General features: G+C 59.5%; 26 protein-coding genes. 13 read left to right on the forward strand and 13 right to left on the reverse strand.

Features of this window, described 5'->3' with window-relative positions; genetic code table 11:
- Window positions 1-91 precede the first annotated feature (91 nt).
- Window positions 92-454: a preprotein translocase subunit SecG gene (gene secG / locus ACR0D9_RS02620; RefSeq protein ID WP_209504291.1), complete on the reverse strand. Its 363-nt coding sequence runs from the start codon at window positions 452-454 to the stop codon at window positions 92-94.
- A gap of 150 nt (window positions 455-604) precedes the next feature.
- On the opposite strand from secG, the gene nthA reads away from it, so the two are divergent.
- The 5 genes from nthA to ACR0D9_RS02645 all read left to right on the forward strand — a co-directional run bounded on the left by nthA (window position 605) and on the right by ACR0D9_RS02645 (window position 3,975).
- Window positions 605-1,219 (forward strand): nitrile hydratase subunit alpha, encoded by a 615-nt coding sequence (nthA, locus tag ACR0D9_RS02625; RefSeq protein ID WP_480486051.1) that lies wholly within the window; start codon window positions 605-607, stop codon window positions 1,217-1,219.
- On the forward strand, window positions 1,216-1,893 hold the full coding sequence (gene nthB / locus ACR0D9_RS02630) for a nitrile hydratase subunit beta (RefSeq protein ID WP_480486049.1): 678 nt from the start codon (window positions 1,216-1,218) through the stop codon (window positions 1,891-1,893). Before nthA ends, nthB begins: the two co-directional genes overlap by 4 nt.
- Window positions 1,890-2,219: a nitrile hydratase accessory protein gene (locus ACR0D9_RS02635; RefSeq protein WP_480486048.1), complete on the forward strand. Its 330-nt coding sequence runs from the start codon at window positions 1,890-1,892 to the stop codon at window positions 2,217-2,219. Before nthB ends, ACR0D9_RS02635 begins: the two co-directional genes overlap by 4 nt.
- A gap of 224 nt (window positions 2,220-2,443) precedes the next feature.
- Window positions 2,444-3,739, forward strand: coding sequence for an adenylosuccinate synthase (locus tag ACR0D9_RS02640; RefSeq protein ID WP_480486046.1), 1,296 nt, complete (start codon window positions 2,444-2,446; stop codon window positions 3,737-3,739).
- A complete protein-coding gene (locus ACR0D9_RS02645) occupies window positions 3,739-3,975 on the forward strand; it encodes a DUF2842 domain-containing protein (RefSeq protein ID WP_480481534.1) in 237 nt (78 codons plus the stop codon). The genes ACR0D9_RS02640 and ACR0D9_RS02645 overlap by 1 nt, the downstream gene beginning before the upstream one ends.
- Window positions 3,976-4,175: 200 nt before the next feature.
- On the opposite strand, the gene ACR0D9_RS02650 is transcribed toward ACR0D9_RS02645, so the two are convergent.
- Complete coding sequence (locus tag ACR0D9_RS02650) at window positions 4,176-5,879, reverse strand: RNA polymerase sigma factor (RefSeq protein ID WP_480537539.1); 1,704 nt, start codon at window positions 5,877-5,879, stop codon at window positions 4,176-4,178.
- Between the two features lie 123 nt (window positions 5,880-6,002).
- Here ACR0D9_RS02650 and ACR0D9_RS02655 point away from each other — a divergent pair, with 123 nt between their 5' ends.
- Window positions 6,003-6,710 (forward strand): thiamine diphosphokinase, encoded by a 708-nt coding sequence (locus ACR0D9_RS02655; protein ID WP_480537541.1) that lies wholly within the window; start codon window positions 6,003-6,005, stop codon window positions 6,708-6,710.
- Here ACR0D9_RS02655 and ACR0D9_RS02660 read toward each other — a convergent pair.
- The 4 genes from ACR0D9_RS02660 to ACR0D9_RS02675 are packed head-to-tail and all read right to left on the reverse strand — an operon-like array spanning window position 6,655 to window position 10,128.
- Window positions 6,655-7,569, reverse strand: coding sequence for a DMT family transporter (locus ACR0D9_RS02660; RefSeq protein WP_480505658.1), 915 nt, complete (start codon window positions 7,567-7,569; stop codon window positions 6,655-6,657). The two genes, ACR0D9_RS02655 and ACR0D9_RS02660, sit on opposite strands and share 56 nt — an antisense overlap.
- 45 nt (window positions 7,570-7,614) lie before the next feature.
- The gene (locus ACR0D9_RS02665; RefSeq protein ID WP_480481526.1) at window positions 7,615-8,031 is read right to left on the reverse strand and encodes a GFA family protein; all 417 of its coding nucleotides are present in this window, start codon (window positions 8,029-8,031) and stop codon (window positions 7,615-7,617) included.
- Between the two features lie 20 nt (window positions 8,032-8,051).
- Complete coding sequence (locus ACR0D9_RS02670; protein WP_480537543.1) at window positions 8,052-9,425, reverse strand: L-serine ammonia-lyase; 1,374 nt, start codon at window positions 9,423-9,425, stop codon at window positions 8,052-8,054.
- A gap of 1 nt (window position 9,426) precedes the next feature.
- Complete coding sequence (locus ACR0D9_RS02675) at window positions 9,427-10,128, reverse strand: glutathione S-transferase family protein (protein ID WP_480486041.1); 702 nt, start codon at window positions 10,126-10,128, stop codon at window positions 9,427-9,429.
- 167 nt (window positions 10,129-10,295) lie between these two features.
- Here ACR0D9_RS02675 and rpiA point away from each other — a divergent pair, with 167 nt between their 5' ends.
- The 6 genes from rpiA to ACR0D9_RS02705 all read left to right on the forward strand — a co-directional run bounded on the left by rpiA (window position 10,296) and on the right by ACR0D9_RS02705 (window position 16,493).
- Window positions 10,296-11,084: a ribose-5-phosphate isomerase RpiA gene (gene rpiA, locus ACR0D9_RS02680; RefSeq protein ID WP_480481520.1), complete on the forward strand. Its 789-nt coding sequence runs from the start codon at window positions 10,296-10,298 to the stop codon at window positions 11,082-11,084.
- Window positions 11,085-11,208: 124 nt separating this feature from the next.
- The gene (gene gor, locus ACR0D9_RS02685) at window positions 11,209-12,567 is read left to right on the forward strand and encodes a glutathione-disulfide reductase (protein ID WP_480486037.1); all 1,359 of its coding nucleotides are present in this window, start codon (window positions 11,209-11,211) and stop codon (window positions 12,565-12,567) included.
- Between the two features lie 72 nt (window positions 12,568-12,639).
- Window positions 12,640-13,782 (forward strand): FtsH protease activity modulator HflK, encoded by a 1,143-nt coding sequence (gene hflK / locus ACR0D9_RS02690; protein ID WP_480481516.1) that lies wholly within the window; start codon window positions 12,640-12,642, stop codon window positions 13,780-13,782.
- Window positions 13,782-14,678, forward strand: a complete 897-nt coding sequence (gene hflC, locus ACR0D9_RS02695; RefSeq protein ID WP_480476482.1) for a protease modulator HflC — start codon at window positions 13,782-13,784, stop codon at window positions 14,676-14,678. Before hflK ends, hflC begins: the two co-directional genes overlap by 1 nt.
- Window positions 14,678-14,872 (forward strand): DUF2065 domain-containing protein, encoded by a 195-nt coding sequence (locus ACR0D9_RS02700; RefSeq protein ID WP_267363999.1) that lies wholly within the window; start codon window positions 14,678-14,680, stop codon window positions 14,870-14,872. The genes hflC and ACR0D9_RS02700 overlap by 1 nt, the downstream gene beginning before the upstream one ends.
- 127 nt (window positions 14,873-14,999) lie before the next feature.
- Window positions 15,000-16,493 carry a DegQ family serine endoprotease gene (locus ACR0D9_RS02705; protein ID WP_480486035.1) on the forward strand — a complete coding sequence of 498 codons (1,494 nt, stop codon included), beginning with the start codon at window positions 15,000-15,002 and terminating at the stop codon, window positions 16,491-16,493.
- Between the two features lie 218 nt (window positions 16,494-16,711).
- On the opposite strand, the gene ACR0D9_RS02710 is transcribed toward ACR0D9_RS02705, so the two are convergent.
- From ACR0D9_RS02710 to ACR0D9_RS02730, 5 genes are all read right to left on the reverse strand, one after another.
- Window positions 16,712-17,380 carry a Crp/Fnr family transcriptional regulator gene (locus tag ACR0D9_RS02710; RefSeq protein ID WP_209504274.1) on the reverse strand — a complete coding sequence of 223 codons (669 nt, stop codon included), beginning with the start codon at window positions 17,378-17,380 and terminating at the stop codon, window positions 16,712-16,714.
- 114 nt (window positions 17,381-17,494) lie between these two features.
- Window positions 17,495-18,100 carry an inner membrane-spanning protein YciB gene (locus ACR0D9_RS02715; RefSeq protein WP_480537546.1) on the reverse strand — a complete coding sequence of 202 codons (606 nt, stop codon included), beginning with the start codon at window positions 18,098-18,100 and terminating at the stop codon, window positions 17,495-17,497.
- Window positions 18,101-18,116: 16 nt separating this feature from the next.
- Window positions 18,117-19,019 carry an EamA family transporter gene (locus ACR0D9_RS02720; protein WP_267363986.1) on the reverse strand — a complete coding sequence of 301 codons (903 nt, stop codon included), beginning with the start codon at window positions 19,017-19,019 and terminating at the stop codon, window positions 18,117-18,119.
- Between the two features lie 88 nt (window positions 19,020-19,107).
- Window positions 19,108-20,250, reverse strand: a complete 1,143-nt coding sequence (gene ftsY / locus ACR0D9_RS02725) for a signal recognition particle-docking protein FtsY (protein WP_480537548.1) — start codon at window positions 20,248-20,250, stop codon at window positions 19,108-19,110.
- 58 nt (window positions 20,251-20,308) lie between these two features.
- Window positions 20,309-20,947: a lysoplasmalogenase family protein gene (locus ACR0D9_RS02730; protein ID WP_480537550.1), complete on the reverse strand. Its 639-nt coding sequence runs from the start codon at window positions 20,945-20,947 to the stop codon at window positions 20,309-20,311.
- A gap of 155 nt (window positions 20,948-21,102) precedes the next feature.
- On the opposite strand from ACR0D9_RS02730, the gene ACR0D9_RS02735 reads away from it, so the two are divergent.
- A complete protein-coding gene (locus tag ACR0D9_RS02735) occupies window positions 21,103-21,483 on the forward strand; it encodes a hypothetical protein (RefSeq protein WP_267363991.1) in 381 nt (126 codons plus the stop codon).
- Here ACR0D9_RS02735 and ACR0D9_RS02740 read toward each other — a convergent pair whose 3' ends face one another.
- Together ACR0D9_RS02740 and xseA are read right to left on the reverse strand one after the other, a co-directional pair.
- Entirely contained in the window at window positions 21,484-22,125 is a 642-nt protein-coding gene (locus ACR0D9_RS02740; protein WP_480537553.1) for a glutathione S-transferase family protein, read from the reverse strand.
- 3 nt (window positions 22,126-22,128) lie between these two features.
- Window positions 22,129-23,613 carry an exodeoxyribonuclease VII large subunit gene (xseA, locus tag ACR0D9_RS02745; protein WP_480537555.1) on the reverse strand — a complete coding sequence of 495 codons (1,485 nt, stop codon included), beginning with the start codon at window positions 23,611-23,613 and terminating at the stop codon, window positions 22,129-22,131.
- Window positions 23,614-23,642: the final 29 nt, after the last annotated feature.

The raw sequence follows: 23,642 nt of genomic DNA on the forward strand, positions 1-23,642 counted from the left end.
GGGACTTCACGTATAAAGGATTCGCGCCAAAAGCGCAAGAGAACCGCAAGATGCTGTTGCAGTCCTCTCTCAGGTTTCTAGGTTTTGTGGATCAATCCGCCTGCGGGATCAGCGGCGCGTTGTCGTCCTGTGCCGGCGGCAGAAGATCATCAACCGACGGAATAGCCGGAGCGCTTTCCTCGGTCGAAGCCGGTGCCGGAACGCCCAGACGGTCGATTACCGAGCTGCCCGAAGATTTCTGAGCCGCAAGAATGGTCAGTGTGATCGAGGTGACGATGAAACACGCTGCAAGTATCCAGGTCAGCTTGCCCAAAGCCGTCGCTGCCGCGCGACCGGTCATCGCACCACCGCCACCGCCCATGCCAAGGCCACCGCCTTCAGACCGCTGCATCAGGACAACGGCGATCAGGCCCAGAGCCAGAAGAAGATGGATGATGAGAACGACGTTTTCCATGGTGGTCCTGTACAGCGTGGCGTGTATCGCGTGGTACTTATGCAAGTTTGCCAGCGGGGGCAAGTCAGGAGTTGGCATCAACTTCCTTGATGTATCCCATCACGTCAAAGGGACTGGACAGTGCGTTGAGTTGTGACGCAGGCTGCGGCCATGCCACATGACGATCACGACCACCCGCATGCCCTGTTGCCACCCGAACCCGCATTGCGCGTCAAAGCGCTTGAGACGATTCTGACTCGCAAAGGGCTGATCGATCCGGCGGCTCTGGACGAGATCATCGACACCTATCAGAACAGGATCGGGCCGCAAAACGGTGCGCGCGTAGTTGCCAAAGCCTGGAGCGACCCTGCCTTCAAAGCTGCCCTGCTTGAAGACGCCACTCCGGTCGTAGCCGACCTTGGCTACTATGGCCGCCAGGGCGAACATATGGTGGTGGTTGAGAACACACCGGATCGGCACAACATGGTCGTCTGCACCCTGTGCAGCTGTTACCCTTGGCCACTGCTGGGTATCCCGCCCGGATGGTACAAGTCCGACGCCTACCGAGCCCGCGCGGTGCGAGAACCGCGTAAGGTGCTGGCCGAGTTCGGCGTCACCTTGTCCCAAGACACCTCTGTACGGGTTTGGGATTCGACGGCCGAAATTCGCTACCTTGTCTTGCCCATGCGCCCTGTAGGCACAGAGGGGATGAACGAAGAGGGGCTTGCCGCGCTTGTGACGCGCGACAGCATGATTGGCACGGGCCTTCCAAGGGTGCCCGCATGACCCGCGTTCACGATATGGGAGGACGTTTCGGTGACGGTCCGATAAACCCCGAGACAGAGGATGCGCCGGTCTTTGCCGAAGACTGGCACGCCCGCGCTCTTGCGGTGACACTTGCATCCGGTTTTCTGGGGCAGTGGAACATCGACGTTTCGCGCCACGCGCGAGAACGCCTGTCCCCGAAGGATTACGCCCGGTTTTCCTATTATGAGAAATGGATATCCGGTCTGGCCGATCTGCTGGTCGAAAAGGGTGTTCTGACATTGGATGATCTGCGTGGCGTGAGCGGCGACAACCCGCATCCCTTGGCGGACAGAGCACTCAAGGCGGAAGCGGTGTCCGCTGCGCTGGCCAAAGGCGGGCCTGCGGACAGGCCTTCCAATGTCGCGGCGCTGTATTCTGTGGGGCAAGAGGTTGTCACGGTCCAACCGGCGGCAAATCGCCTCGTGGATGGAGGTCACACGCGCCTGCCTGTCTATGCATCCGGTGCCAGGGGCCGAATCCTGCGCCTGCACGGAACCCATGTTCTGCCCGATTCCAATGCGCATGGGTTGGGTGAGGCGCCAGAGCCGATTTATGCAGTGGCTTTTGCGGCATCAGAACTCTGGGCCGCCCCCGAACATCCCGCTGACCAGGTGGTTCTGGACCTCTGGCAAAGCTACCTGCAACCGGCATGAACGACTGTATCACATACGGAGCCCCCGAGCCGGTTTTTGCTGAGCCCTGGCACGCTCAGGTCTTTGCCGTCACAGTCGCGCTGAACGAGGCCGGGCGGTTCGAATGGGCGGATTGGGCGGCGCGTTTTTCAGCGACATTGAAACGCAACGGGCTTGCCCGGGAACTGGATGGCGGTGACGATTACTTCCACGCATGGCTGGAAACGCTTGAAGCATTGCTGGCCGAACAGGGCGCTGCCATGCCGAAGGATGTGCTTGATCTGCGTAAGGCCTGGGAAGAGGCTTACCTGACCACTCCGCACGGACAACCTGTCCACTTGCGATGACAGGGTAGGGGGGCTCTGCCCCCGCCGCCCGTTCCGGGCGCCTCCCCCGGGATATTTAAAGCCAGGTGAAGTAGGGGATCCGCTCTTCATCTGGCTACAAATATCCCCGCCGGAGGCATCGCGCGCCTGCGCGATTTTCCTCTGCGGCGAAATATCGGTTTCCCTGCCGTTTTTGCCCCGCTATATGAGCCGGGTTTGATCACTCAGCACGAAAAGGACCGGATATGGCCAACGTGGTTGTTGTCGGCGCCCAATGGGGCGACGAAGGAAAAGGCAAGATTGTCGACTGGCTCAGCGAAAGGGCGGACGTAATCGCGCGTTTTCAGGGCGGTCACAATGCCGGTCATACGCTGGTGATCGACGGCGAGGTCTATAAGCTGCACGCGCTTCCTTCGGGTGTGGTACGCGGCGGCAAGTTGAGCGTTATTGGCAATGGGGTGGTTCTGGACCCCTGGCATCTGGTCAATGAGATCGCAACCATCCGGGCGCAGGGTGTTGAGATTACGCCCGACACGCTGATGATTGCCGAAAACACGCCGTTGATTCTGCCGATTCACGGCGAGTTGGATCGTGCGCGCGAGGAAGCTGCGAGCAAAGGCACCAAGATCGGAACAACCGGTCGTGGAATTGGCCCGGCCTATGAAGACAAGGTTGGGCGGCGTTCCGTTCGCGTTGCCGATCTGGCGGACGAAGCCACGCTGGAGGCCCGCGTGGACCGCGCATTGCAACATCACGATCCGTTGCGCAAGGGTCTGGGTATCGAACCGGTTGACCGCGACGCGCTGGTTGCTCAGCTCAAAGAGATCGCGCAACAAATTCTGCCGTTTGCGGCACCTGTCTGGAAAGTGCTGAACGAAAAGCGCAAGGCCGGGAAACGCATCCTGTTTGAAGGGGCGCAGGGCGCGCTGCTGGATATCGATTTTGGCACTTATCCCTTTGTAACGTCTTCGAACGTGATTGCGGGTCAGGCGGCAACCGGTGTTGGAATCGGTCCGGGCTCGATCAATTTCGTGCTTGGCATTGTTAAGGCCTATACCACCCGCGTTGGAGAAGGGCCGTTCCCGACCGAGTTGGAAGACGCAGACGGTCAGCGTCTGGGTGAACGCGGGCACGAATTCGGGACGACAACAGGCCGCAAGCGCCGCTGCGGCTGGTTCGACGCCTGTCTGGTGCGCCAGACCTGCGCCACCAGCGGCGTGAACGGTATCTCGCTGACCAAGCTGGATGTTCTGGACGGGTTTGAGACCCTTAAGATCTGCACCGGGTATGAGCTGGATGGCGAGCGTTTGGATTACCTTCCAACCGCAGCTGATCAGCAAGCCCGCTGTACCCCGATTTATGAAGAAATGCCGGGGTGGAGCGAATCGACCGAAGGCGCGCGCAGCTGGGCCGATTTACCTGCAAATGCGATCAAATATGTACGTCGGGTCGAAGAACTGATCGAATGCCCGGTGGCACTTTTGTCCACCAGCCCGGAGCGGGATGACACCATTCTGGTGACAGACCCCTTTGCCGACTGATGAGCGAAAAACAGAAGACAGGGTTGAGTTACAAGGCACGCCGGCGCTGGTCGCTGGTGATCCTTGTGCTTGGCCTTCCGCTGTACATCATCGCTGTTGTGACGATCGTGAACTTGCTGGGGCGTCCTCCGATCTGGATTGAGTTGCTGGTTTATATCGTGCTGGGCATCCTTTGGGCCCTGCCGTTCAAGTTTGTGTTTCGCGGCGTCGGTAAAGAAGACCCCGATCAGTCCTAGCGCTCGTCAGGTACGTGTAAATGACCGGGCCTGCTGAGCACTGCGCAGGATTACGCGCGGTCCTCGGAGGTATTTTGTCGGCTGTCTGGTATCAGTCGAAACGCTCGGGCTTTGTCATTCAGGGCAGGAGTATGGTCCAACGGCAAAAAGCAAAAAGGCCGGGGGTAAACCCGGCCTCGCTTGTGAACCTTCCAGTGTGATCAGCCAACGGCACGCTCGTCATCGGGGCGAAAACCGATCAGGTTGGACGCCGCGAAACGCCCGCCTCCGGCTTTCTCGATCTTGCCATCGCGCAGCAACTGTCCAAAAGAACGCAGGCTTTCTTCGCGATTGAACTCGTCCTGTTTCAGTGAACGCACCTTGTTCATCAGCTGCGGGCGCGAAAACTGCTCCTGACCTTCGATGAAGGACAGATATGCGGCAGCCGCTTCCAGAAGATCAGGCAGCGATTGCGCACCCTGTTCCTGTGCAAACTGTGCGAAACCGCCTTCCTCCGATCCGGTTGCTTCCTGGTCTGCGGTGACACGACGTGGCGAGACCGGGCTTGCGGATGTTCCGTGTTCATCCACCCGCTGCTCGGCCACCAGCTTGAGCGGCGCTGGAGCTTCCGGTGCCGGACGCATGCTGGTTACCTTGATTTCGGGTCGCCGTGGGCTGACCACGGATGCCAGATCGCCGCGATATTCCCGGTCGGCCGCCTCTTCCGAGCGTGCCTGACCGTCGCGGTCGGCTTCGGTGGCTGCGACGGCGGTGCGCAAGTGCGAATAGGTTTCGCGCGCATCGCTGCTGCTGGGGTCATCCATATGCTCGCCGGTCTTTGCCATCAGGCGCGACATATCCTGATCGGGATCCGCATCGTCCGCCAGTTTTTGGCTCGAACGACCGGACAGGTGCTGTTCGATCTCGGAAATTTCGGTCAGCAGGTGCATTTCGTCGTCTGCCGTCAAAACACCCTGCGCCAGGTCTTCCTCGACCGGTTCATCGTCGGATTCAATTGCTACGTCTTCTACGTTGAGGATGTTGGGGGCATCCTCTTCGTCGAAATCGTCTTCGGCAACGTCTGCAAGATCAGCGAACAGAGGCTCGGCGGCGGTCTGATCCGCCACCGGTGTGTCTTCGATCTCGTCGATTTGCAAGGGCTGGGGGGTCAGGGGCGCCTGCAGGTCAACGTCTTCTTCGATCTGAGTTTCAGCAACTTCGGGGATCAGCGCATCAGCTGTCTCAGCCGCTTGCGGTTCTTCAGCTTCCTGATCCTGCATCTCGTCAATCGCAGGTGCCGCAGGCACTTCGGTTTCCTGGGCTTCAGGCTCTGTGGGCTCGGCAAAGTCTTCCGCGCTGAGCGCACCGGCCTCAAACGCGGCGGCCACTGCATCTACCGGGGGGGCGGTATTGGCCAACAGCGGTGAGTCTTCGTCTTCGGAATACTCGGCCGCGGGCACATCGGAATGAGAGACGACTGCGCGAATGCGTTGCAGTTTCGCCGCGATGCTGTCAGCGGCCGGGGGTGGGGTGTCCGCGACAGGTTCCGCTTCGGCGAACCCGGTCTGCGCAGGGGCCGGTTGTGGCTGAACGTGAGCGGGAGTTTCGGCAACATTGATCGTGGCCGTGTGCGGGGCCGGCTCTTCAGCAGCGACAGGGGTTTCGGTTGTCTGAGTGGCGCGCAGCAACAGGCCGGATTCGTTCTGACGGGCTTCGACGCGCTGCGACGCATCGCGCCGGGCGATGCGGGTCAGCATTTCGGCATCAGGTTGCGGGGGTTCCGAGCCGAAGTAACGATCATCCGCTGCGAGATAGCGGAAATATTCGGCGATGGCTTTCATCGTTTCAAAGGAATCATCGAATCCTTCCAAAGTGCAGGAGAAGGTTCCATATGAAACGGTTAGTACCTTGTTATTCTGTACCATCAGACGCACGTCCTTTACAAACTACGAGAGCCCACTTACCCGGAATCGGGAGCACACGAAGGCTCTGAACTTTATGCATGAACCTATCATTTTGTGGTCTTAATGTGTCCAAATCCGGGAAAAATGGCCAATCTTAGGGAAATCGAGCCAATTGTACGCTCTACCGATCCAATTGGGCTGTTCGGAGGGGGATTTATCGGATCTGGAGACCTGAATCTGGTGCTGAATCGCGTCAATTCGGTCGTTGCCGCCGATGGCGGAGCGGACGTTTTGACAGAATCAGGCCGGATTCCCGATGCGGTGATTGGTGACTTCGATTCGCTGAGCAAAGCGACGCAAGCAAAAATCCCCGCGGATCGCCTGTTTGCCATCCGTGAACAGGACAGCACCGATTTCGACAAAGCTCTTCGCAATCTGCACGCTCCGCTGGTTCTTGGGGCCGGGTTTCTTGGCGGGCGACTTGATCATCAACTGGCCGTTCTGAACGTTCTGGTCCGGCGGCAGGATCAGGCCTGCATATTGCTGGGCGAACGTGAACTGGTTTTTCACGCGCCGCCAGAGATCAAGCTGCCGGTTGCACCCGGCGATGTGGTCTCGCTGTTTCCGATGCAGCCCGTGACGGGGCGCAGTACCGGGCTGGAATGGCCGATTGATGATCTGGCCTTTCGGCCGGACGGGCAGGTGGGAACATCCAACCGCGCATTGGCGCCTGTCGAGCTAAAGATGGATGGGCCGGGCCTGTTGGTGATGATCCCGCGCGCAGCGCTTGATCCGCTTATGCAGGTGTTTCTGTCGGGGCAGACCGGGCGCTGGCCCGCTCGCGCAGAATGACGTACAGGCCTGCGGCAATGGTGATGACGATGCCAGCCGCAGCCAATCCATCGGGCAGGTCGTTGAAAATCACCCATCCGATCAGGGTTGCAACCGGGATTTCCAGATATTGCATCGGGGCCAGTGTGGCAGAGGGCGCATAGCGCAGCGACCACGTCATCAGCAGATGCGCGACCGTACCCAACACCCCGATCGCAATCAGCAGCCAGTTCAGATCGCTGGATGGCAGGGTCATCGAGAGCTCCTGAATGTTCATTTGCGTGCCAATCAGAAGGAGCGGTGCCAGAAGGATCGTCGCAAATACGCCGGACACGGCTTGCAACGACACCGGATCGGTCTCTTTCGCGACTTGCCGGGTGACCAGCATGAACAAGGCAAAAACCACGGCAACGATCAGTGGCAGCAACGCAGGTGCACCTACCTCGGCAAAGCTGGGTTGAATGACCAGTAACGTGCCAATGAACCCGACGATGCAGGCAGCAAGACGGCGGGAACCGACCTCTTCCTCCAGAACATATTTGCCCAGCAGCAGCATGATGAATGGCATGACGAAGGCAATTGCAACGGCATCCGCCAATGGCAGGAATTGCAGCGCACTGAACATGGCCGAAATGCCGATGATATGCAGCAGCGTCCGTAGCAGGGTCAGCCGCAGGATGCGGCCGCGCATCCGCCAGGGTCGCCCCGTCACCGCAACCAGGGGGATCAGGATCACCGCTTGCACCGCGAAACGCACCATGACCAGCAGACCCAGCGGTGTGGTTTCACCCAACAGCTTCGCCATCGCATCCCCCAAGGGTGCGAGCACGCAAAAACCAAGCATCAAAAAGATGCCAAAGACGGGTCTGTCCTGGGTCATGAGCGCGACGCTATCTGTTTCGCGACGCAGAGGGAAGCGCTGTTGTCAGCGGTCGGGCAGGGGATGAACCTTGGTGTAATCCGGCCCGATGCAGGTGGGCAAACCATCCTCCAATTTCAGCCATTTCAGCTTTTCTTCATGCGCGACATGCAACGTAGGTTCCAGTGTGTCAGGAGAGTCCAGTGTCGCGACATAAAGGTGCATCACATCCGACATGGCGGTTGAACGGAAGGACATTGGCGTGCCGCAGTGCGGGCAGAAGCTGCGCTCGACACCGGGAGAGGAGTTGAAATGCTTGGGCTCTTCACCGGTCCACCGCCAATGGCCATCCCGAACTCCGAAATACGTTGTCATCGGCGCTGCGCATTGGCGACGGCAACTGTCGCAATGGCAGGTGACGCATGACAGTACCGGAGGGTCGACCTCGAACCGGATCTTGCCGCACAGACAATGTCCACGCATGTCGCCCCTCGCTTTCTGTTTCAGCAATTCGGTACGTTCACAGCCAGACCACCCAGCGACGTTTCCTTGTATTTCTCATGCATGTCATGGCCGGTCTGGCGCATCGTCTCGATCACTGCGTCCAGCGGCACGAAATGCTGACCATCCCCGCGCAAGGCCAGCGAGGCGGCTGAGACCGCTTTGATGGCCCCCAGCCCGTTACGTTCGATACAAGGAACCTGAACCAAACCGGCAACAGGGTCGCAGGTCATGCCCAGATGATGCTCCAGCGCGATCTCAGCGGCATTTTCCACTTGCTCGGGGGTTCCCCCCATCACGGCGCAAAGCCCGGCTGCCGCCATGGCAGCCGCGCTGCCAACTTCGGCCTGACATCCCGCTTCGGCACCCGAGATCGAGGCGTTGTATTTCACCAACCCGCCAATGGCCGCTGCGGTCAGCAGGAAATCTTCGATATGGCTTTCGGACGCGCCCGGTACGTGATCCAGGTAATAGCGCAGAACAGCGGGCAGAACACCTGCGGCCCCGTTGGTGGGCGCGGTGACAACCTGCCCGCCCGCCGCGTTTTCCTCGTTGACCGCCATGGCATAGACGCTCATCCAGTCGTTGATCGTGTGGGGCGCGGTCAGGTTCATGCCGCGCTCGGCCATCAGCGCATCATAGATGCCTTTCGCGCGGCGGCGCACTTTCAAACCGCCCGGAAGGATGCCGTCGGTGGTCAAGCCGCGTTCGATACAGGCGTTCATGACGTCCCACAAACGGGCCGATCCTTTCGCGAAACTGTCGGCGCAGCCCCGCGCGATCTCGTTTGCGCGCTTCATCCCGGCTATGGTCTTGCCACTGGATTTGGCCATCTCAAGCATTTCTGCGGCGGATTTGAACGGGAACGGGACCGGGTCGCCTTCATTGGTGTCTTTCCCCTCGGCCAGTTCTTCCTCGGTCAGGACAAAACCGCCGCCGATCGAATAATACACCTGCCGCAGGATCACATCGCCCTGTGCGTCGGTGGCCATCAGGATCATCCCGTTAGCGTGCCCGGGCAAATTGTTGTCGTAGTCAAAGATCAGATCCGCCTTGGGATCGAAATGAAGCGTCGGCAGGCCTTCGGGCGTTACGGTGTGCGTGCGTGCGATATCGGCCAGCGCGGCCTCGGCCTTTTCGTTGTCATAGGTGTCGGGAACAAAGCCCGCCAGACCCAGAATGGTCGCCCGATCGGTCGCATGGCCGACGCCGGTGAAGGCCAGCGAGCCGTGCAGTGAACCTTTCAGACCCGTAAATTCAAAGGGGGACGCGCGCATCATGTCCAGAAAGCGCGCCGCGGCCACCATCGGGCCCATTGTGTGAGATGAAGACGGGCCAATGCCCACTTTGAACATATCGAAGACAGATAGGAACATATCAGATAGCCGAGCCTTCCGGGGGATTAGCGTAAGTAGGGGATGTGAAGGGTGTAACGCCCAAACCTTCCGCAGCGATTGCCGAACGGGTGGCGGGGCATGTCTCAAGGTGCAGAAGCACTTTCTGCAGATGCGGCGTGTCGGCCAGTTGATACCAGCTGCGGTCAGTACTTACAGGGTACAGGGCCATCCAGCGCATCATGCAGGCGACATAATAGGTCAGAACCGATGGGACACCTGCGCGAAACCACTCAGGCCCGCGTTGCGCCAGCGCATCCAGCAACCGCAGGTGCTGCAGCAACCGGGGTCGGATGCCCGCGCGCAGCGTGTCGGCCTGTGAGGCGTCTATGTATTTTTCAGCGTAGAACAGGATGCGCAGATCCGCATGCAACGTGTTGGACGCGAAGAACAGCCATTTCAGAAATCCGGCGCGTTCAGGATCATCCACCGCCGGGGCCAGTTGACCATGGCGCTCTGTCAGCCAAAGCAGGATCGCCGCAGTTTCAAAGATCGGGCCCTGCGGCGTTTCCAGAACCGGGATCAGCCCGTTGGGATTAAGCGACCGATACGCGTCGCTGTCCTGCTCGTTCTGGCGGCGGTCCACCAGCACGGTTTCATAAGCCACGCCCATCTCGTCCAGCGCCAGCCGGATCACCAGCGAGGCGTTGTCAGGGGCATAATGCAGGCGGTACGGGGTCAACATGCGCGCAACTTACAGCGCAAAGATGTGGGTGTAAGACATGATTGCGACTTTTCCGACAGGAAACGCGTAGTCCTGAGACATCTTAACACCTGTCGGATCGCAAAATGGGGTCGCAGTCGTCTGACGCATTCCCTATAACTCCGTCAGAATAAACTGGGAAAGCTGCCATGACCAGAGATCTGTCGCCAATCGACACCGCGAAATATGTTGCCGCGTACCGTGCCGCCGACATGGTTGAAGACGGGATGCGCGTGGGCCTTGGCACAGGATCGACAGCCGCCTGGCTGGTGCGCCGTCTGGGTGAACGGGTGCGCGAAGACGGACTGCGGATCAAGGGTGTTCCAACCTCGACCCGCACGGCGCAGCTTGCCCGCGAGGTTGGTATCGACGTCATTTCACTGGATCAGGCCGGTTGGCTGGACATGACCATCGACGGCGCGGATGAGTTCGATCAGGACCTGAACCTGATCAAGGGCGGTGGCGGTGCGCATCTGCAGGAAAAGATTGTGGCCACGGCCAGCGACCAGATGATCGTCATCGCCGATGCAGGCAAAGAAGTTGAAACTCTGGGGGCCTTTCCGCTGCCTGTCGAGGTCATTCCCTTTGGCTGGCAGACAACACGCACATTGATCGAGGAAGCTCTGGATACGATGGATGTGCTTGGGACATCCTCGGCGCTGCGCATGAATGGCGAGGCCCCGTTTGTGACCGATGAGGGCAACCACATCCTTGACCTGCACCTCAAGCGCATCGGCAACCCGCGCCAGATGGCGCTGATCCTGAACCAGGTGCCCGGTGTTGTGGAAAATGGCCTGTTCATCGACATCTGCGACAAGGTCGTGATCGGCCATGGCGATGGCCGGGTCGAGCTGCGTGATATCAACGCGGGTACGGTCGCAATGGATCAGCTGCTCAGCAGATCGCGCGATAACCTGTTTTCCGATTTTTCGGACTGAGTATCGTGCAGGTCCCTCCGGCAAGTGGCTATGAAAGTTCGAATTTTCCACGCCGGGGGTTGGCACAGGGTTTTTTACACCCAGATATCCAGAGAATTTTGCAAGTTGAACGAAGGAACCCGGCATGAGCTTTGACTATGATCTTTTTGTCATCGGTGGAGGTTCGGGCGGGGTCCGCGCGGCGCGTGTTGCGGCGGGTGAAACCGGCGCCAAGGTCGCGCTGGCCGAAGAAGACCGGTATGGCGGCACCTGTGTGATCCGGGGCTGCGTACCCAAGAAGCTGATGGTCTTTGCCAGCGAATACTCGGGCATGGTCGGGGACGCGCAGGCCTATGGCTGGGACATTCAGCCCGGCGCGTTCAACTGGAACAGTTTTCACGGCAAGCTGGTGGCCGAGCTTGATCGGTTGGAAGGGATATATCGCAATATCCTGAAGAACAACGGCGTCGAAAGCTTTGACCATCGTGCGCGCCTTGTGGATGCCCACACGGTCGAGCTGGCCGACGGAACCCGCAAAACGGCCAAACACATTCTTGTCGCCACCGGCGGTCGCCCGGTTGTTCCGGATTTTCCGGGCTCGGAACTGGCGATTACGTCGAACGAGATATTCCACCTGGACAAGCTGCCCGAAAGCATCCTGATCGTTGGGGGCGGTTATATTGCCTGTGAATTTGCCGGGATCATGAACGGGCTGGGGGTCAGGACGACTCAGTTCTATCGCGGCGCACAGATCCTTCGGGGGTTTGATGACGAGGCGCGTGGACTGATCAGCGAAGAAATGTGTCAGAACGGCATCGACCTGCATCTGGGCACCAATGTGCTCGAGATGAAAAAGCAGGGCGACAAGATCTGGGTCAAGGCCACCAACGGCTCCGAGCAGAGTTATGATGTGGTGATGTATGCCACGGGCCGTGCGCCGAATGCCGATAACCTTGGGCTAGAGGCTTTGGGCGTTGAACGCGGCCGTAAGGGCGAGATCATCGTGGATGAATACAGCCAGACCGCTGTGCCCTCGATCTATGCCATTGGCGATGTGACCGACCGGGTGAACCTGACACCGGTTGCGATCCGTGAAGGGATGGCTTTTGTGGAAACCGTATTCAAAGGCAATCCGACACCGGTGGATCACGACTTGATCCCGACTGCGATCTTCACTCAGCCTGAGATGGGTACCGTAGGCCTCAGCGAAGAAGAGGCGGCAGCGCAGGAACCAATCGAGGTCTATGCCACATCTTTCAAGCCGATGCAGAAATCTTTTGCTGGCGGCACGCAGCGGGTGCTGATGAAACTCATCGTCTCTCAGGCGACGCGCAAGGTGTTGGGTTGCCATATTGTCGCCCCCGGTGCCGGCGAGATGATCCAGCTGGCGGGAATCGCCGTAAAGATGGGCGCGACCAAGGAAGATTTTGACCGTACGGTTGCAGTTCACCCGGTCATGGCCGAAGAACTGGTGACAATGCGGCAACCTGTGCGCACGGCTTGATTTGCAAGCGCGCGCACACACGTTACAAGGGAACCCGTGATCACACGGTCCAAAACGAAGGAAAAGATACTTATGGCGGGCAACAGCGGCGGCCCCTGGGGGGGCGGAGGCTCATCCGGTGGCGGAGGAAATCGGGGTAACAACGGGGACGGGCGCAAGCCCCCCGAAAGCGATGGCCCGCATATCCCCGAGATCGACGAACTGATGAAAAAAGGCCAGGAACAGCTGCGCGTCCTCATGGGCGGCCGTGGCGGCGGTGGCCGTGGCGGTAGCGGTGATCAGGGCGGTGGCGGTCCGGCCTTTACCAAGGGCACAGTTGCGATTGGCCTTGTTGCAGCTGCAGTAGTCTGGGGGCTTGCGAGCTTTTATACTGTCAAACCCGAAGAACAGTCTGTCGAACTGTTTCTGGGCGAATTCTCGGCCGTCGGCAATCCGGGCCTGAACTTTGCGCCATGGCCGTTTGTAACCGCCGAGGTCATACCGGTGACCCGCGAACAGAACGAAGACATGGGTGGCGCGCGTGGTAGCGACGATGGCCTGATGCTGACCGGCGACGAGAATGTGGTCGACATAGATTATCAGGTTGTCTGGAACATCAACGACCCGGCCAAGTACCTGTTTAATCTGCGTGATCCGCGCCAGACGATCCGAGCCGTGTCCGAATCCGCGATGCGTGAGATCATTGCGCAAAGCGAGCTTGCACCGATCCTTAACCGTGATCGCGGCGTAATCGCCGACCGTTTGCAGGTGCTGATTCAGGATACAATGGACAGCTACGATTCGGGTGTGAACATCATTCGCGTCAACTTTGACAAAGCCGACCCGCCACAGGACGTGATCGCCTCCTTCCGCGATGTCCAGGCTGCCGCGCAAGAACGTGACCGGTTGCAGAACGTGGCAGACGCTTATGCCAACCGTGTGCTGGCCGAGGCACGCGGTGAAGCCGCACAGATTCTGGAAGAGGCTGAAGGGTACCGCGCCCAACAAATCAATAGTGCTCAGGGTGAGGCCAGCCGCTTTAGCGCGGTTCTGGAAGAATACTCCAAGGCACCGGACGTGACTCGCAAGCGTCTGTACTTGGAGCGGATGGAACAGATTTTGGGTGACGTCGACAAGATCATTCTAGACCCGAGTTCGAGTGGACAAGGGCAGGGCGTCGTGCCCTACCTGCCGCTGAATGAGCTGCGCCGTAGTCCTTCTGGGGAGAGCAACTGATGCGTAAGACGACATTTATTTTGCCGATCGTTTTCATCGCGGTAGTCGGTGTTCTTTCCTCGATTTTCATCGTGGACGAGCGCGAACGTGCTCTGGTTCTACAATTTGGCCGCGTTGTCGCGGTGAAGGAGGAGCCAGGTCTGGCGTTCAAGATACCGGTGATTCAAGAAGTAGTGCGCTATGACAACCGCATCCTGTCCATCGATGTCCACCCGCTGGAAGTTACTCCGCTGGATGATCGTCGTCTGGTGGTTGATGCGTTTGCGCGTTATCGAATTTCTGATCTGGAACAGTTCCGTCAGGCCGTTGGCGTCGGTGGTATCCCGGTGGCCGAGGATCGTCTGGACCGCATTCTGCGTGCTGAAACCCGCGAAGTACTGGGTTCGGTTTCCTCGCGTGACATCCTCAGCTCGGACCGTGCAGCCTTGATGCTGCGCATTCGAAATAGCGCGATTGCCGAAGCGCAGGCGTTAGGCGTCACCGTAATCGACGTGCGCCTGAAAGCGACCGACTTGCCGCAGGCCAACCTTGAGGCCACATTTGACAGGATGAAGGCCGAGCGGGAACGTGAAGCGACAGATGAACGCGCACGTGGTAACGAGGCGGCGCAACGTGTGCGCGCGCAGGCTGACCGGACTGTGGTTGAACTGGTGTCGGATGCGCGCCGTGAGGCTGAGATCACCCGCGGTGAAGCCGACGCCGAACGCAACGCGATCTTTGCCGAAGCTTATAGCGCCGATCCGGAGTTCTTTGAATTTTACCGCTCGTTGACGGCCTATCAGAATGCGCTGCAAGGCGGTAACAGCTCGCTGGTGTTGAGCCCGGATTCCGAATTTTTCAATTACCTGGGTTCACCCACAGGGCGGAGTGTTCCGGCGGCTCCGGTCTCTGAATAATGGGCATGATCCTTCTGGCCTTCGGGCTGGTACTGATTGTCGAGGGGCTGGCCTATGCGCTGGCCCCTTCGCTTATCGAGCGGATGCTGGAGGCGTTGCGCGCCATGCCCGAACAGGCCCGGCGTCTGGCCGGGTTGCTTTGTGTTGTCAGTGGTTTGATCCTGCTCTGGGGGGCATATCAACTGGGCTTTTGACGGGGCGGTTTCACGTGCGGGTGATTTCCCTGCGATCCCGAGTTGCTCACCGGGTTAAACTGACTACATTGGAAACTAAGAAAGGCCGAAACAGGCCTTGGCAAGATTGTCGACAAGGAGAGCTCAAGTGCAGGCGAAAGCGCGCAGTTTATCCGTCCGGTGGGACGACGTGAGTGTTTGGATGCGGCTGTTGTGGCTGGCCTTTGCCGGTACGCTGCTTGTGCTGGCGCAGTCGGTTTCCGCTCAGGCCAGAGGCGAAAGCCTGGCGCCCTTGGCCGAAAAGATCAGCCCGGCCGTGGTGAACATCACCACAAGCACCCTGATCGAAGGTCAGACAGGTCCGCAGGGCATCGTGCCCGAGGGGTCTCCGTTCGAGGATTTCTTTCGCGAGTTTCAGGATCGCAACGGCGGCAATGACAACGGCCCGCCCCGACGCAGCAACGCCCTTGGGTCGGGTTTTGTGATCTCTGAAGATGGTTACATTGTCACCAACAATCACGTCATTGCGGAAGCTGATGAAATCCTTGTGGAATTCTTCCCCGGCGACGGGCAGCCCAAAAAAGAACTGGTGGCCAAGGTCATCGGAACCGATGAGAAAACCGATATCGCGCTGCTCAAGGTCGAAGCGTCCGGCCCCTTGAAATACGTGCAATTCGGCGACAGCGACGTGGCGCGTGTGGGTGATTGGGTTATTGCCATGGGCAACCCGCTTGGTCAGGGCTTTTCTGTATCCGCTGGTATCGTATCCGCCCGCAACCGGGCGCTCAGCGGATCTTATGACGACTACATCCAGACGGATGCGGCGATCAACCGGGGCAACTCGGGCGGTCCGTTGTTCAACATGGACGGCGAAGTGATCGGCGTGAACACCGCCATCCTGTCGCCCAACGGTGGCTCGATCGGCATCGGCTTTTCGATGGCGTCGAACGTGGTAGTGAAGGTTGTCGATCAGCTGCGCGAGTTTGGTGAAACCCGGCGCGGCTGGCTGGGTGTCCGCATTCAGGACGTGACCGAGGACATGGCCGAGGCCATGGGGCTGGAAAAGCCCGGTGGCGCGCTGATCAGCGATGTTCCGGAAGGCCCCGCCCAGGAGGCCGGTCTGAAAGCAGGCGACGTGATCATCAGCTTTGACGGTGTCGAGGTCGAAGACACCCGTGGTCTGGTCCGTCAGGTTGGCGAAACAGAAGTCGGCAAAGCTGTCCGGGTCATTGTGCATCGCGATGGCGGCACGCAGACAATTCTGGTCACGCTGGGACGCCGCGAAGACGCAGAAAGCAAAGAAGATGACGAAGAAGAAACGCAGGATGCTCCGGTCGAAGAAAACGCCGATATTCTCGGGCTGACCATCTCCCCGCTCACAGATACGCTGCGTGCGGATATGGGATTGGATGCAGATGCCCAAGGTCTGGTGATTTCGAATGTCGATGAAGCGTCTGAGGCTTACGCGAAAGGGTTGCGTGCGGGTGACCTGATCACGGAAGCGGGTCAGCAAAAGGTGGAAACCATCGCGGACCTGGAAGCCCGAATGGACCAATCGCGAGAGGCTGGGCGGAAATCCCTGCTGCTTTTGGTCCGCAGGGGGGGCGAGCCGCGATTTGTGGCGCTAAGCCTGGAAGAGTGATTTGAATAGGCCGGGACAAGCGCCCGGCCTTTTTCATTGCCTGAACACCTGAAGAGGCATGCAGAAAGAAAATGAGCCATACGCAGTAATTGCGTATGGCTCAGATACAGGGAGAGATCAGTGGACAGATATCGGGGATGATTCTCTGACCTCCTACGGTAACAACTTCACCTTAGGTCAACACAAACCCTCTCGTATGTGAACTAGATCACACTGGTTCAGATAAGTTCGGAATCGGCCAGTTCCCGCAAAGCATCGAAATCCTGAATCAGCAATCCGCCGCGCGAGGATTCGACAATATTGTCGCGTTTCCAGATCGAGATTGTCTTGGAAACGGCCTCGCGCGTGGCCCCGACAAATTCGGCAAGTTCGCTCTGCGACAGGGTGATGCGCTGCGTCGGGTCGTCCTGCAATTCCGACAGATGCAGCAGCTTTCGGGCCAGTCGAATGGGCATGGGCAAAAAGACCTGCTCGTTCAGCTGCAACCCCATCCATCGCATCCGCAGCCCGGCCAATCGGATCAGATCCACGGCAAGATCAGGCTGTTTTCTGATCTGGTTCATGACGTCATTGCGACGCACACGCAGGACGCGCGATGGCTCGGCCGCCGCAATGGTTGCCGTGCGCGGGCCGTTGTCAAACAGCGCAATCTCGCCAAAAACTTCACCTGGGCGCATCAGCGTCAGCGTCAGCTTTCGACCGCTCATCGCCAGAAAGGACACTTCAAGCGTGCCTGCCAGAATGGCATAGAGCGAATCCCCTTCATCGCCTTGTTCGAAAAGGGTTTCTCCTTGAGCCAGCGAGATGTCGGTCGCCTGCGCGGAAAGCATCTCTCTAAGCCCGTCGGAGGCTTCGGAAAGGAAGCCGCTGGTGGGAAAGGCCGTCATGTATACACCGATCTTGGGCAAGGTGTGAGTGTGGGTGGTGACACAACTTCCCATAGCTCGGCGGCTAAGCCAAGAATTTTGTTTGATTTTGCAGGTATGGCGACGTCAGAACAGCTATTTCTGTTCCGGGTCGTCCATATAGCGTTGCAGGATGCTGAATTGCAGCATCAGGAAGGCCATCAGCGCAATGGGAAATCCGAAGGTCTCGATCTTGACCCAAAGGTCGGTCGACATGGTGCGCCAGACAAACTCGTTTGCCGCGGCCAGAACAGCGAAACAGGCGCAAAGGCGGCGTGTCAGAATCATCCAGCCTTCGTGCTTCATCGGCAGCATTTCATCCAATACGTAGGCCAGATAAGATTTCTTTTGCAGCAACCCGATGCCAAGGATCAGGGCGAACAGGCCATAGACAAGCGTGGTTTTCATCTTGAAAAACCGCTCGTCATTGAACCATGCGGTCAGGCTGCCGAAGAAAATAACCATGAAGGCCGTGAAAATCTGCATCCGGCTAAGCTGGCCGGTGAGGTACCACAGGATACCCATTGCCCCCAGCATCAGGGGGACGAAGATAATCGTCGCGATGATAAAGCCGGAATATTCGGTGCCACCGATCAGAAAGCTGTCATCACGCAAGCGCAGGTAGATGAAGAAGAAGGCCAGCGGCGGGCCAAGCTCCAACGCCTGTTTCAGAAATGGGTTGATGTCTTTTTTGGCTGTCATCGGTATGTCCTGCTGCTTACCCGCCCATTTCAACTATTACGGCGCCGAGTGCAATCAATGCCATCAATGCAATGCGCCTTGGGCCAACGGTTTCCTTCAGGACAAGCCAGCCGATCAGCGCCGCAAAGACGGTTGAGGTTTCGCGCAGCACGGCGGCTTCGCCGACTTTGTCCAGTCGTGTGGCCAGCATGATCGAACCGAAGGACAAAGGCGCGATGATCCCGCCGGCCAGCCCCCGCAACATCAGCGGGCCGGGCGCAGGGCGATGCGTCATCGCGCGCCATCTGAGGAAGGCGTAGACCGGCATCGCCGCGCCGTCGATCATGAAGAACCAGGCCAGAAATGTGAACGGGTCGGCGGTGGCGCGTATGCCATAGGCGTCATAGGTGGTGTAAAGGGCGACAAACAGCCCCGTGATGATCGCCAGGACCAGCGCAATCCCCAGCGTGTCCCGGTTGGTTTCAAGAAACCGGAAATTATAGGCGGCCAGGCCGAATATCCCGGCCAGCAGGGTTGCGACGCCCAGCCACTGCACGGTCGAGAATGTTTCACCGAACAGAAGATAGGCACCAATGACCGTAAACAGCGGGCCTGTCCCGCGCACGACGGGATAGACGACCGTGTAGGACCCTTTGGTGTACGCCGCGGCCTGCAGCGTCTTGTAGGCAATGTGGATCAGCCAGGCGAGGGCGAAGATCGGCCACATATGAGGTTCAGGCCAGGGCACCACGAAAAAGGCAAACGGGGCGGCCATCAGGCCATAGCTGGCGTCAATGGCACCGCGGGACAGCCATGGATCATGACGGCCTTTCTGCAGCGCCCCGAACGCGGCGTGCAGGAAAGCGGCCATCAACGCCAGTGCCAGCGCCAGTTGGTGACCGGCTTCGGTGCCTTCAAGTGAGATCAGCCAGTCGCTCAAATACGCAGACCTTTTGTAGGGCGGAGAGGGGTGGGGGCTGTCTGCCCCCACACCCCCGAGGATATTTGGGGCCAGATGAAGTGGCGGATCAGCCCTTGTCGAGCCCGGTCAGGGCGGCGGCGAATTCTTCGGGATCGAAGGGGGCAAGGTCATCGATCTGTTCTCCCACCCCGATAGCGTGGATCGGCAGGCCGAACTTGTCGGCCAGCGCGACAAGAACACCGCCCTTGGCGGTTCCGTCCAGCTTGGTCATGATCAGGCCCGAGACATCGGCCAGCTTGCGAAAGGTTTCCACCTGGCTCAGCGCGTTCTGACCTGTGGTGGCGTCAAGGACCAGCAAGGTGTTGTGCGGTGCGGTCTCGTCGACCTTGCGGATGACGCGGACGATCTTGGCCAGTTCCTCCATCAGGTCGGTGCGGTTTTGCAGGCGCCCGGCGGTATCGATCATCAGCAGATCCGCGCCTTCGGCCTGAGCCCGGGTCAGCGCGTCAAAGGCGAGGCTGGCGGGGTCCGAGCCCTCGGGCGCGGTCAGAACCGGAACCCCGGCGCGATCGCCCCAGACTTGCAATTGTTCGACGGCCGCAGCGCGAAAGGTGTCACCGGCGGCGATGACGACTTTTTTGCCAGCCTGCTTGAACTGGCTGGCCAGTTTGCCGATGGTCGTGGTCTTGCCCGAGCCGTTGACACCGACGACCAGCACCACTTGCGGGCGTTTGGGATAGATCGGCAGGGGCCTGGCCACGGGCTCCATCACGCGGGCCACTTCCTGCGCCAGCAACTGTTTGATTTCCCGGGTCGAGAGTTTGCGCCCAAAGCGCCCCTCGGCCATGTTCGAGGTGACACGCAGGGCGGTGTCGACGCCCATGTCAGAAGCGATCAGCAGCTCTTCGAGTTGCTCGAGCATGTCGTCATCCAGCGTGCGGCGCATTTCAGTGGCGGCGCCGCCGCGGCTGAACAGACGGTTCAGGATGCCTTTGGATTCGGGAATTTCCGGCGGTGGGGCAATGGGCTTGGGGTCCGCCGGGGCGGGGGCAGGTTGTTCAGCCGGTTCCTGCGCCGGTTCAGGGGCCGGAATTTCCGGGACCGGTTGCGGCTCGGGCTCAGGTTCGGGGAGGACAGGGTCGGGTGCGGCGGTTTCCTCGCCACCATCCTCGACGATGGCGTCCAGCCCCTGTTCGAGGCGGGATGAGGATTTGAACAGCTTGTCCTTTAGCTTTGAGAAAAACGCCATATTTGGTCTCCGCAGGTGTTCCTTTCACCTAATGCGGATTTGCGGCAGTTGCAAAGGGTCACGCAAAAGCGAAGACGAAACCAAATTGCGCGCCCCAGTAGAGCGGCCAGATCAGATAGGGCGTCAGCTTGTGGGCGGGGTGGTTCGCAGGCAGCAGGAACTTTTCCGTAGCAAGGATCAGATCGGACGCGATGAAGGCGATTGCAGCCGGGAATGCCCATCGCAAGGCACCTGTCTGGGGCAGCGCCAGCACGGTGATCCCCATGCCAAGGATGATCGGGATATAGGCCAGAACAGGGCCTTTCAGGTCTCCGGCGCGGGGGGCAAGCAGTGTGGCCATGACAATGCCCAGAATGACCAGAGACCACACGATCGCGGGGGCATCCCAGATCAGGCTGGCGGAGCTGGCAGGATGCGACAGGAACAGGGCGATATAGGCCAGATGCCCGGCGGCAAAAGCGGCAATGCCGGCCATGAACGTGGCATCCGTTTCACGCGACAACAGCGCGTCCCCGGTTGCGCACAGGGCAAGCGCAGCGGCAAGCATCCATGGGCTGCCCTGCAGAACCGCAATGACTGCCAGCGCGGCGACCGAGGAGGTTTTCAGCACAGTGCGCAAGGAACTGGCTGGTCGGGCCGTCAGGGGCAGGTATCCCAATGCGCAGCCAAGGGCGATCCAGAAGAGAAAGGTTGTCATGTCACCTCACCGCGGTTTTCGAATACCTTCATCCCGAGCGCGGCATATAATCAAGCGCTTACGTTGAGTTAAGCGTGTTTCCCCAAGCCCTGGCCAAAGGGTGAATGGCATAGCGGGATCGCATCTGACACAATGGGCGTATGTTCCGAGCGCTGATGATTCTCGCCTGCTTTGCCGCACCGCCCGCTGCGGCCCAGACCCCTTTGTCCGGCCCCGAATTCGACACCTATACGCAGGGCAAGACCCTGTTTTACGGTTTCGAAGGGCAGGTTTACGGGGTCGAACGCTATTTGCCCAACCGCCGCGTGATCTGGTCATTTCTGGATGGCGATTGCAAGGAAGGTGTATGGTATCAGCAGGAAGAGCAGATTTGTTTCATCTACGAAGACCGGTTTGATCCGCAATGCTGGGTCTTTACGCGATCCGGCGGTGGCCTTGTCGCGCAGTTTGAAGGCGACCCGCAGGCGACCGAACTGTACGAGGCGGAAGATATCGGGGAAGAAATGGTGTGTTATGGCCCCGACGTCGGTGTCTGACTAGGTCACCCGAAGCTCATCATAGCTGAGCATGACATGCTGCTGATATGCAGGTCTTTCTGTCAGCTTATCGTAATAGCGCCGCAGGTTGGGCAGGACCGCGCGGGATATCGCGATGTCGTAATAGCGATAAAGGATATGTCCCAGCTGAATATCGGCCAGCGTCAGATCGGGCCCGCACAGGTAGGTGTTTTCTGACAGCCGGGTATCGGCAAGTACCAGTTTGCTATCCAGCGCGGCAACGGCCTGCTCAATCGCGTTTTGGTCCTGCTCTGCCGGGGCGGTCCGGACAACCTGCCAGAACACGGGCACCGTGAAATCCATCGCAACGTTGATCTTGGCCCATTCCGCCCATTTGTCGATTTCAGCCCGTTGGACCGGGTCGCGTGGCCAGAACGCATTCCCGCCATAGGCATTCGCCAGGTAGCGCAGGATTGCGCCGGTTTCCCACAGCGGTGGGTGATTGCCATCCTGTAGCACTGGGATGGTGCCGTTCGGGTTCAGCTTGCGAAAGGCATCGGTGTCCAGCCCGCCGAATCTGTGCCTTGCATCGTGGCGGTGAAAGCGCAGATCCATCTCTCCGACGCACCACATCAGGGCCTGAACATTCGATGACGTTTTGCGGCCCCAGATTGTCAGCATGGCTTAGAACAACGATCCTTGATCTGGTGTATCCGGTTTGGATTTCCGGTTGGTCTGCTTTGCGGCTGTCCCGGTGCCAAGAATGCCATCGGCGAATTCGATGTCCAGCACCGTGTGTTTTGCGGCCTCGGCCTTGGTCGTGATGACATTCCCATCTGCGCGAACCACGGCATATCCGCGTTCCAGCGTCGCCTTGTAGCTGAGCGTTTCGCGCAGGCGGTCTGTGGCCTCAAGCTGATGTTTCAGACGATCCAGCCGCGTGGTCTGCGCCGCGTTCATCCGGTCACCAAGCCGGGCAAGGTTTTGCGCGTGCTGGCCGATCTCGCGTTGAATTGGGCGCAGGGACAGGCGCGACGACAGGTTGCGCAGTGATTCCTTCCGGGCCGAGACCAGACCGCGCAGAGTTGACGGGCGCAGATGGGCTGACAGTTCCACAACTTGCAGGCGGCGGTTTTGCACTCCTCGCGTCAAAGCCGGGGTCAGGCGATCTGCAATCAAATCAAGGCGTTGCCGGGGGGAGTTCAACAGACTGTCAGGGCGCGGCAGGGCGCGGGACAAATCGCGCAGCCTTTGCGAACGGCGCTGCACCGCGTCCGTTGCCGCGCGCGACAGACGGGCGCCTTGCTCTCCGGTCCAGGCGAGCAGTTCGATGCGGACCGGCACGGCCAGCTCTGCCGCAGCTGTGGGTGTAGGCGCGCGGCGGTCCGAGACGAAATCAATCAGGGTCGTGTCGGTTTCATGCCCGACGGCCGAAATCAGCGGTATTTCCGATGCGGCGGCGGCGCGCGCGACACTTTCTTCGTTGAAGCCCCAAAGATCTTCGATCGACCCACCGCCACGGGCCACGATGATCAGGTCAGGACGGGGCAGTGCGCCGCCGCGTGTAAACTGGTTGAACCCTTCGATGGCGCGGGAAACCTCGGGGGCGCAGTTTGCGCCCTGCACGGCTACGGGCCAGATCAACACCTTGCGCGGGAACCTGTCCCGAAGCCGGTGCAGAATGTCACGGATCACCGCGCCCGAAGGCGATGTCACGACGCCGATGATCTGCGGCAGATACGGCAGGGGCTTCTTACGCTCGGGCGCAAACAGACCTTCGGCCTCAAGCTGCTTCTTGCGCTTTTCCAGCAAGGCCATAAGCGCGCCCTGACCGGCAACGGCAACTTCATCGACATTCAGGTTGTATTTGGATTGCGCGCCAAAAGCGGTCAGGCGACCGGTGACGACAACCTCCAGCCCTTCCTCTGGCACGACCGAGAGGCTGGAAACCTGACCTTTCCATGTCGTGCAGGCCAAAACGTTCCGGTCGTCCTTGATGTCGTAGTACAGGTGCCCGGATCGGGCCTTGAACACGCGGCCAACTTCGCCGCGCACGCGGATTCGCCCGAACGCGCCTTCCAGCGTGCGTTTTACCTCGCCCGATACCTCGGAAACCGTGTATTCAGGGGTGTTTTGGCCCGGAATCGGGTCATCAAGCAGGTCGGACATTTCAGCGCCTTGTTTCAAATGCTCACCCA

The organism is Ruegeria sp. AK11 (assembly GCF_056541095.1).

Excerpts from the sequence above, each read along its gene's own strand:
- secG (WP_209504291.1), bottom strand. The coding sequence starts at position 454 with ATGGAAAACGTCGTTCTCATCATCCATCTTCTTCTGGCTCTGGGCCTG.
- ACR0D9_RS02715 (WP_480537546.1), bottom strand. The coding sequence starts at position 18,100 with ATGACAGCCAAAAAAGACATCAACCCATTTCTGAAACAGGCGTTGGAG.
- ACR0D9_RS02730 (WP_480537550.1), bottom strand. The coding sequence starts at position 20,947 with ATGACAACCTTTCTCTTCTGGATCGCCCTTGGCTGCGCATTGGGATAC.
- xseA (WP_480537555.1), bottom strand. The coding sequence starts at position 23,613 with ATGTCCGACCTGCTTGATGACCCGATTCCGGGCCAAAACACCCCTGAA.
- nthA (WP_480486051.1), top strand. The coding sequence starts at position 605 with ATGCCACATGACGATCACGACCACCCGCATGCCCTGTTGCCACCCGAA.
- hflK (WP_480481516.1), top strand. The coding sequence starts at position 12,640 with ATGGCGGGCAACAGCGGCGGCCCCTGGGGGGGCGGAGGCTCATCCGGT.
- ACR0D9_RS02645 (WP_480481534.1), top strand. The coding sequence starts at position 3,739 with ATGAGCGAAAAACAGAAGACAGGGTTGAGTTACAAGGCACGCCGGCGC.
- ACR0D9_RS02740 (WP_480537553.1), bottom strand. The coding sequence starts at position 22,125 with ATGCTGACAATCTGGGGCCGCAAAACGTCATCGAATGTTCAGGCCCTG.
- ACR0D9_RS02675 (WP_480486041.1), bottom strand. The coding sequence starts at position 10,128 with ATGTTGACCCCGTACCGCCTGCATTATGCCCCTGACAACGCCTCGCTG.
- rpiA (WP_480481520.1), top strand. The coding sequence starts at position 10,296 with ATGACCAGAGATCTGTCGCCAATCGACACCGCGAAATATGTTGCCGCG.
- ACR0D9_RS02735 (WP_267363991.1), top strand. The coding sequence starts at position 21,103 with ATGATTCTCGCCTGCTTTGCCGCACCGCCCGCTGCGGCCCAGACCCCT.
- ACR0D9_RS02655 (WP_480537541.1), top strand. The coding sequence starts at position 6,003 with ATGGCCAATCTTAGGGAAATCGAGCCAATTGTACGCTCTACCGATCCA.
- ACR0D9_RS02700 (WP_267363999.1), top strand. The coding sequence starts at position 14,678 with ATGGGCATGATCCTTCTGGCCTTCGGGCTGGTACTGATTGTCGAGGGG.
- nthB (WP_480486049.1), top strand. The coding sequence starts at position 1,216 with ATGACCCGCGTTCACGATATGGGAGGACGTTTCGGTGACGGTCCGATA.
- ACR0D9_RS02650 (WP_480537539.1), bottom strand. The coding sequence starts at position 5,879 with ATGGTACAGAATAACAAGGTACTAACCGTTTCATATGGAACCTTCTCC.
- ACR0D9_RS02640 (WP_480486046.1), top strand. The coding sequence starts at position 2,444 with ATGGCCAACGTGGTTGTTGTCGGCGCCCAATGGGGCGACGAAGGAAAA.
- gor (WP_480486037.1), top strand. The coding sequence starts at position 11,209 with ATGAGCTTTGACTATGATCTTTTTGTCATCGGTGGAGGTTCGGGCGGG.
- hflC (WP_480476482.1), top strand. The coding sequence starts at position 13,782 with ATGCGTAAGACGACATTTATTTTGCCGATCGTTTTCATCGCGGTAGTC.
- ACR0D9_RS02710 (WP_209504274.1), bottom strand. The coding sequence starts at position 17,380 with ATGACGGCCTTTCCCACCAGCGGCTTCCTTTCCGAAGCCTCCGACGGG.
- ftsY (WP_480537548.1), bottom strand. The coding sequence starts at position 20,250 with ATGGCGTTTTTCTCAAAGCTAAAGGACAAGCTGTTCAAATCCTCATCC.
- ACR0D9_RS02635 (WP_480486048.1), top strand. The coding sequence starts at position 1,890 with ATGAACGACTGTATCACATACGGAGCCCCCGAGCCGGTTTTTGCTGAG.
- ACR0D9_RS02660 (WP_480505658.1), bottom strand. The coding sequence starts at position 7,569 with ATGACCCAGGACAGACCCGTCTTTGGCATCTTTTTGATGCTTGGTTTT.
- ACR0D9_RS02665 (WP_480481526.1), bottom strand. The coding sequence starts at position 8,031 with ATGCGTGGACATTGTCTGTGCGGCAAGATCCGGTTCGAGGTCGACCCT.
- ACR0D9_RS02670 (WP_480537543.1), bottom strand. The coding sequence starts at position 9,425 with ATGTTCCTATCTGTCTTCGATATGTTCAAAGTGGGCATTGGCCCGTCT.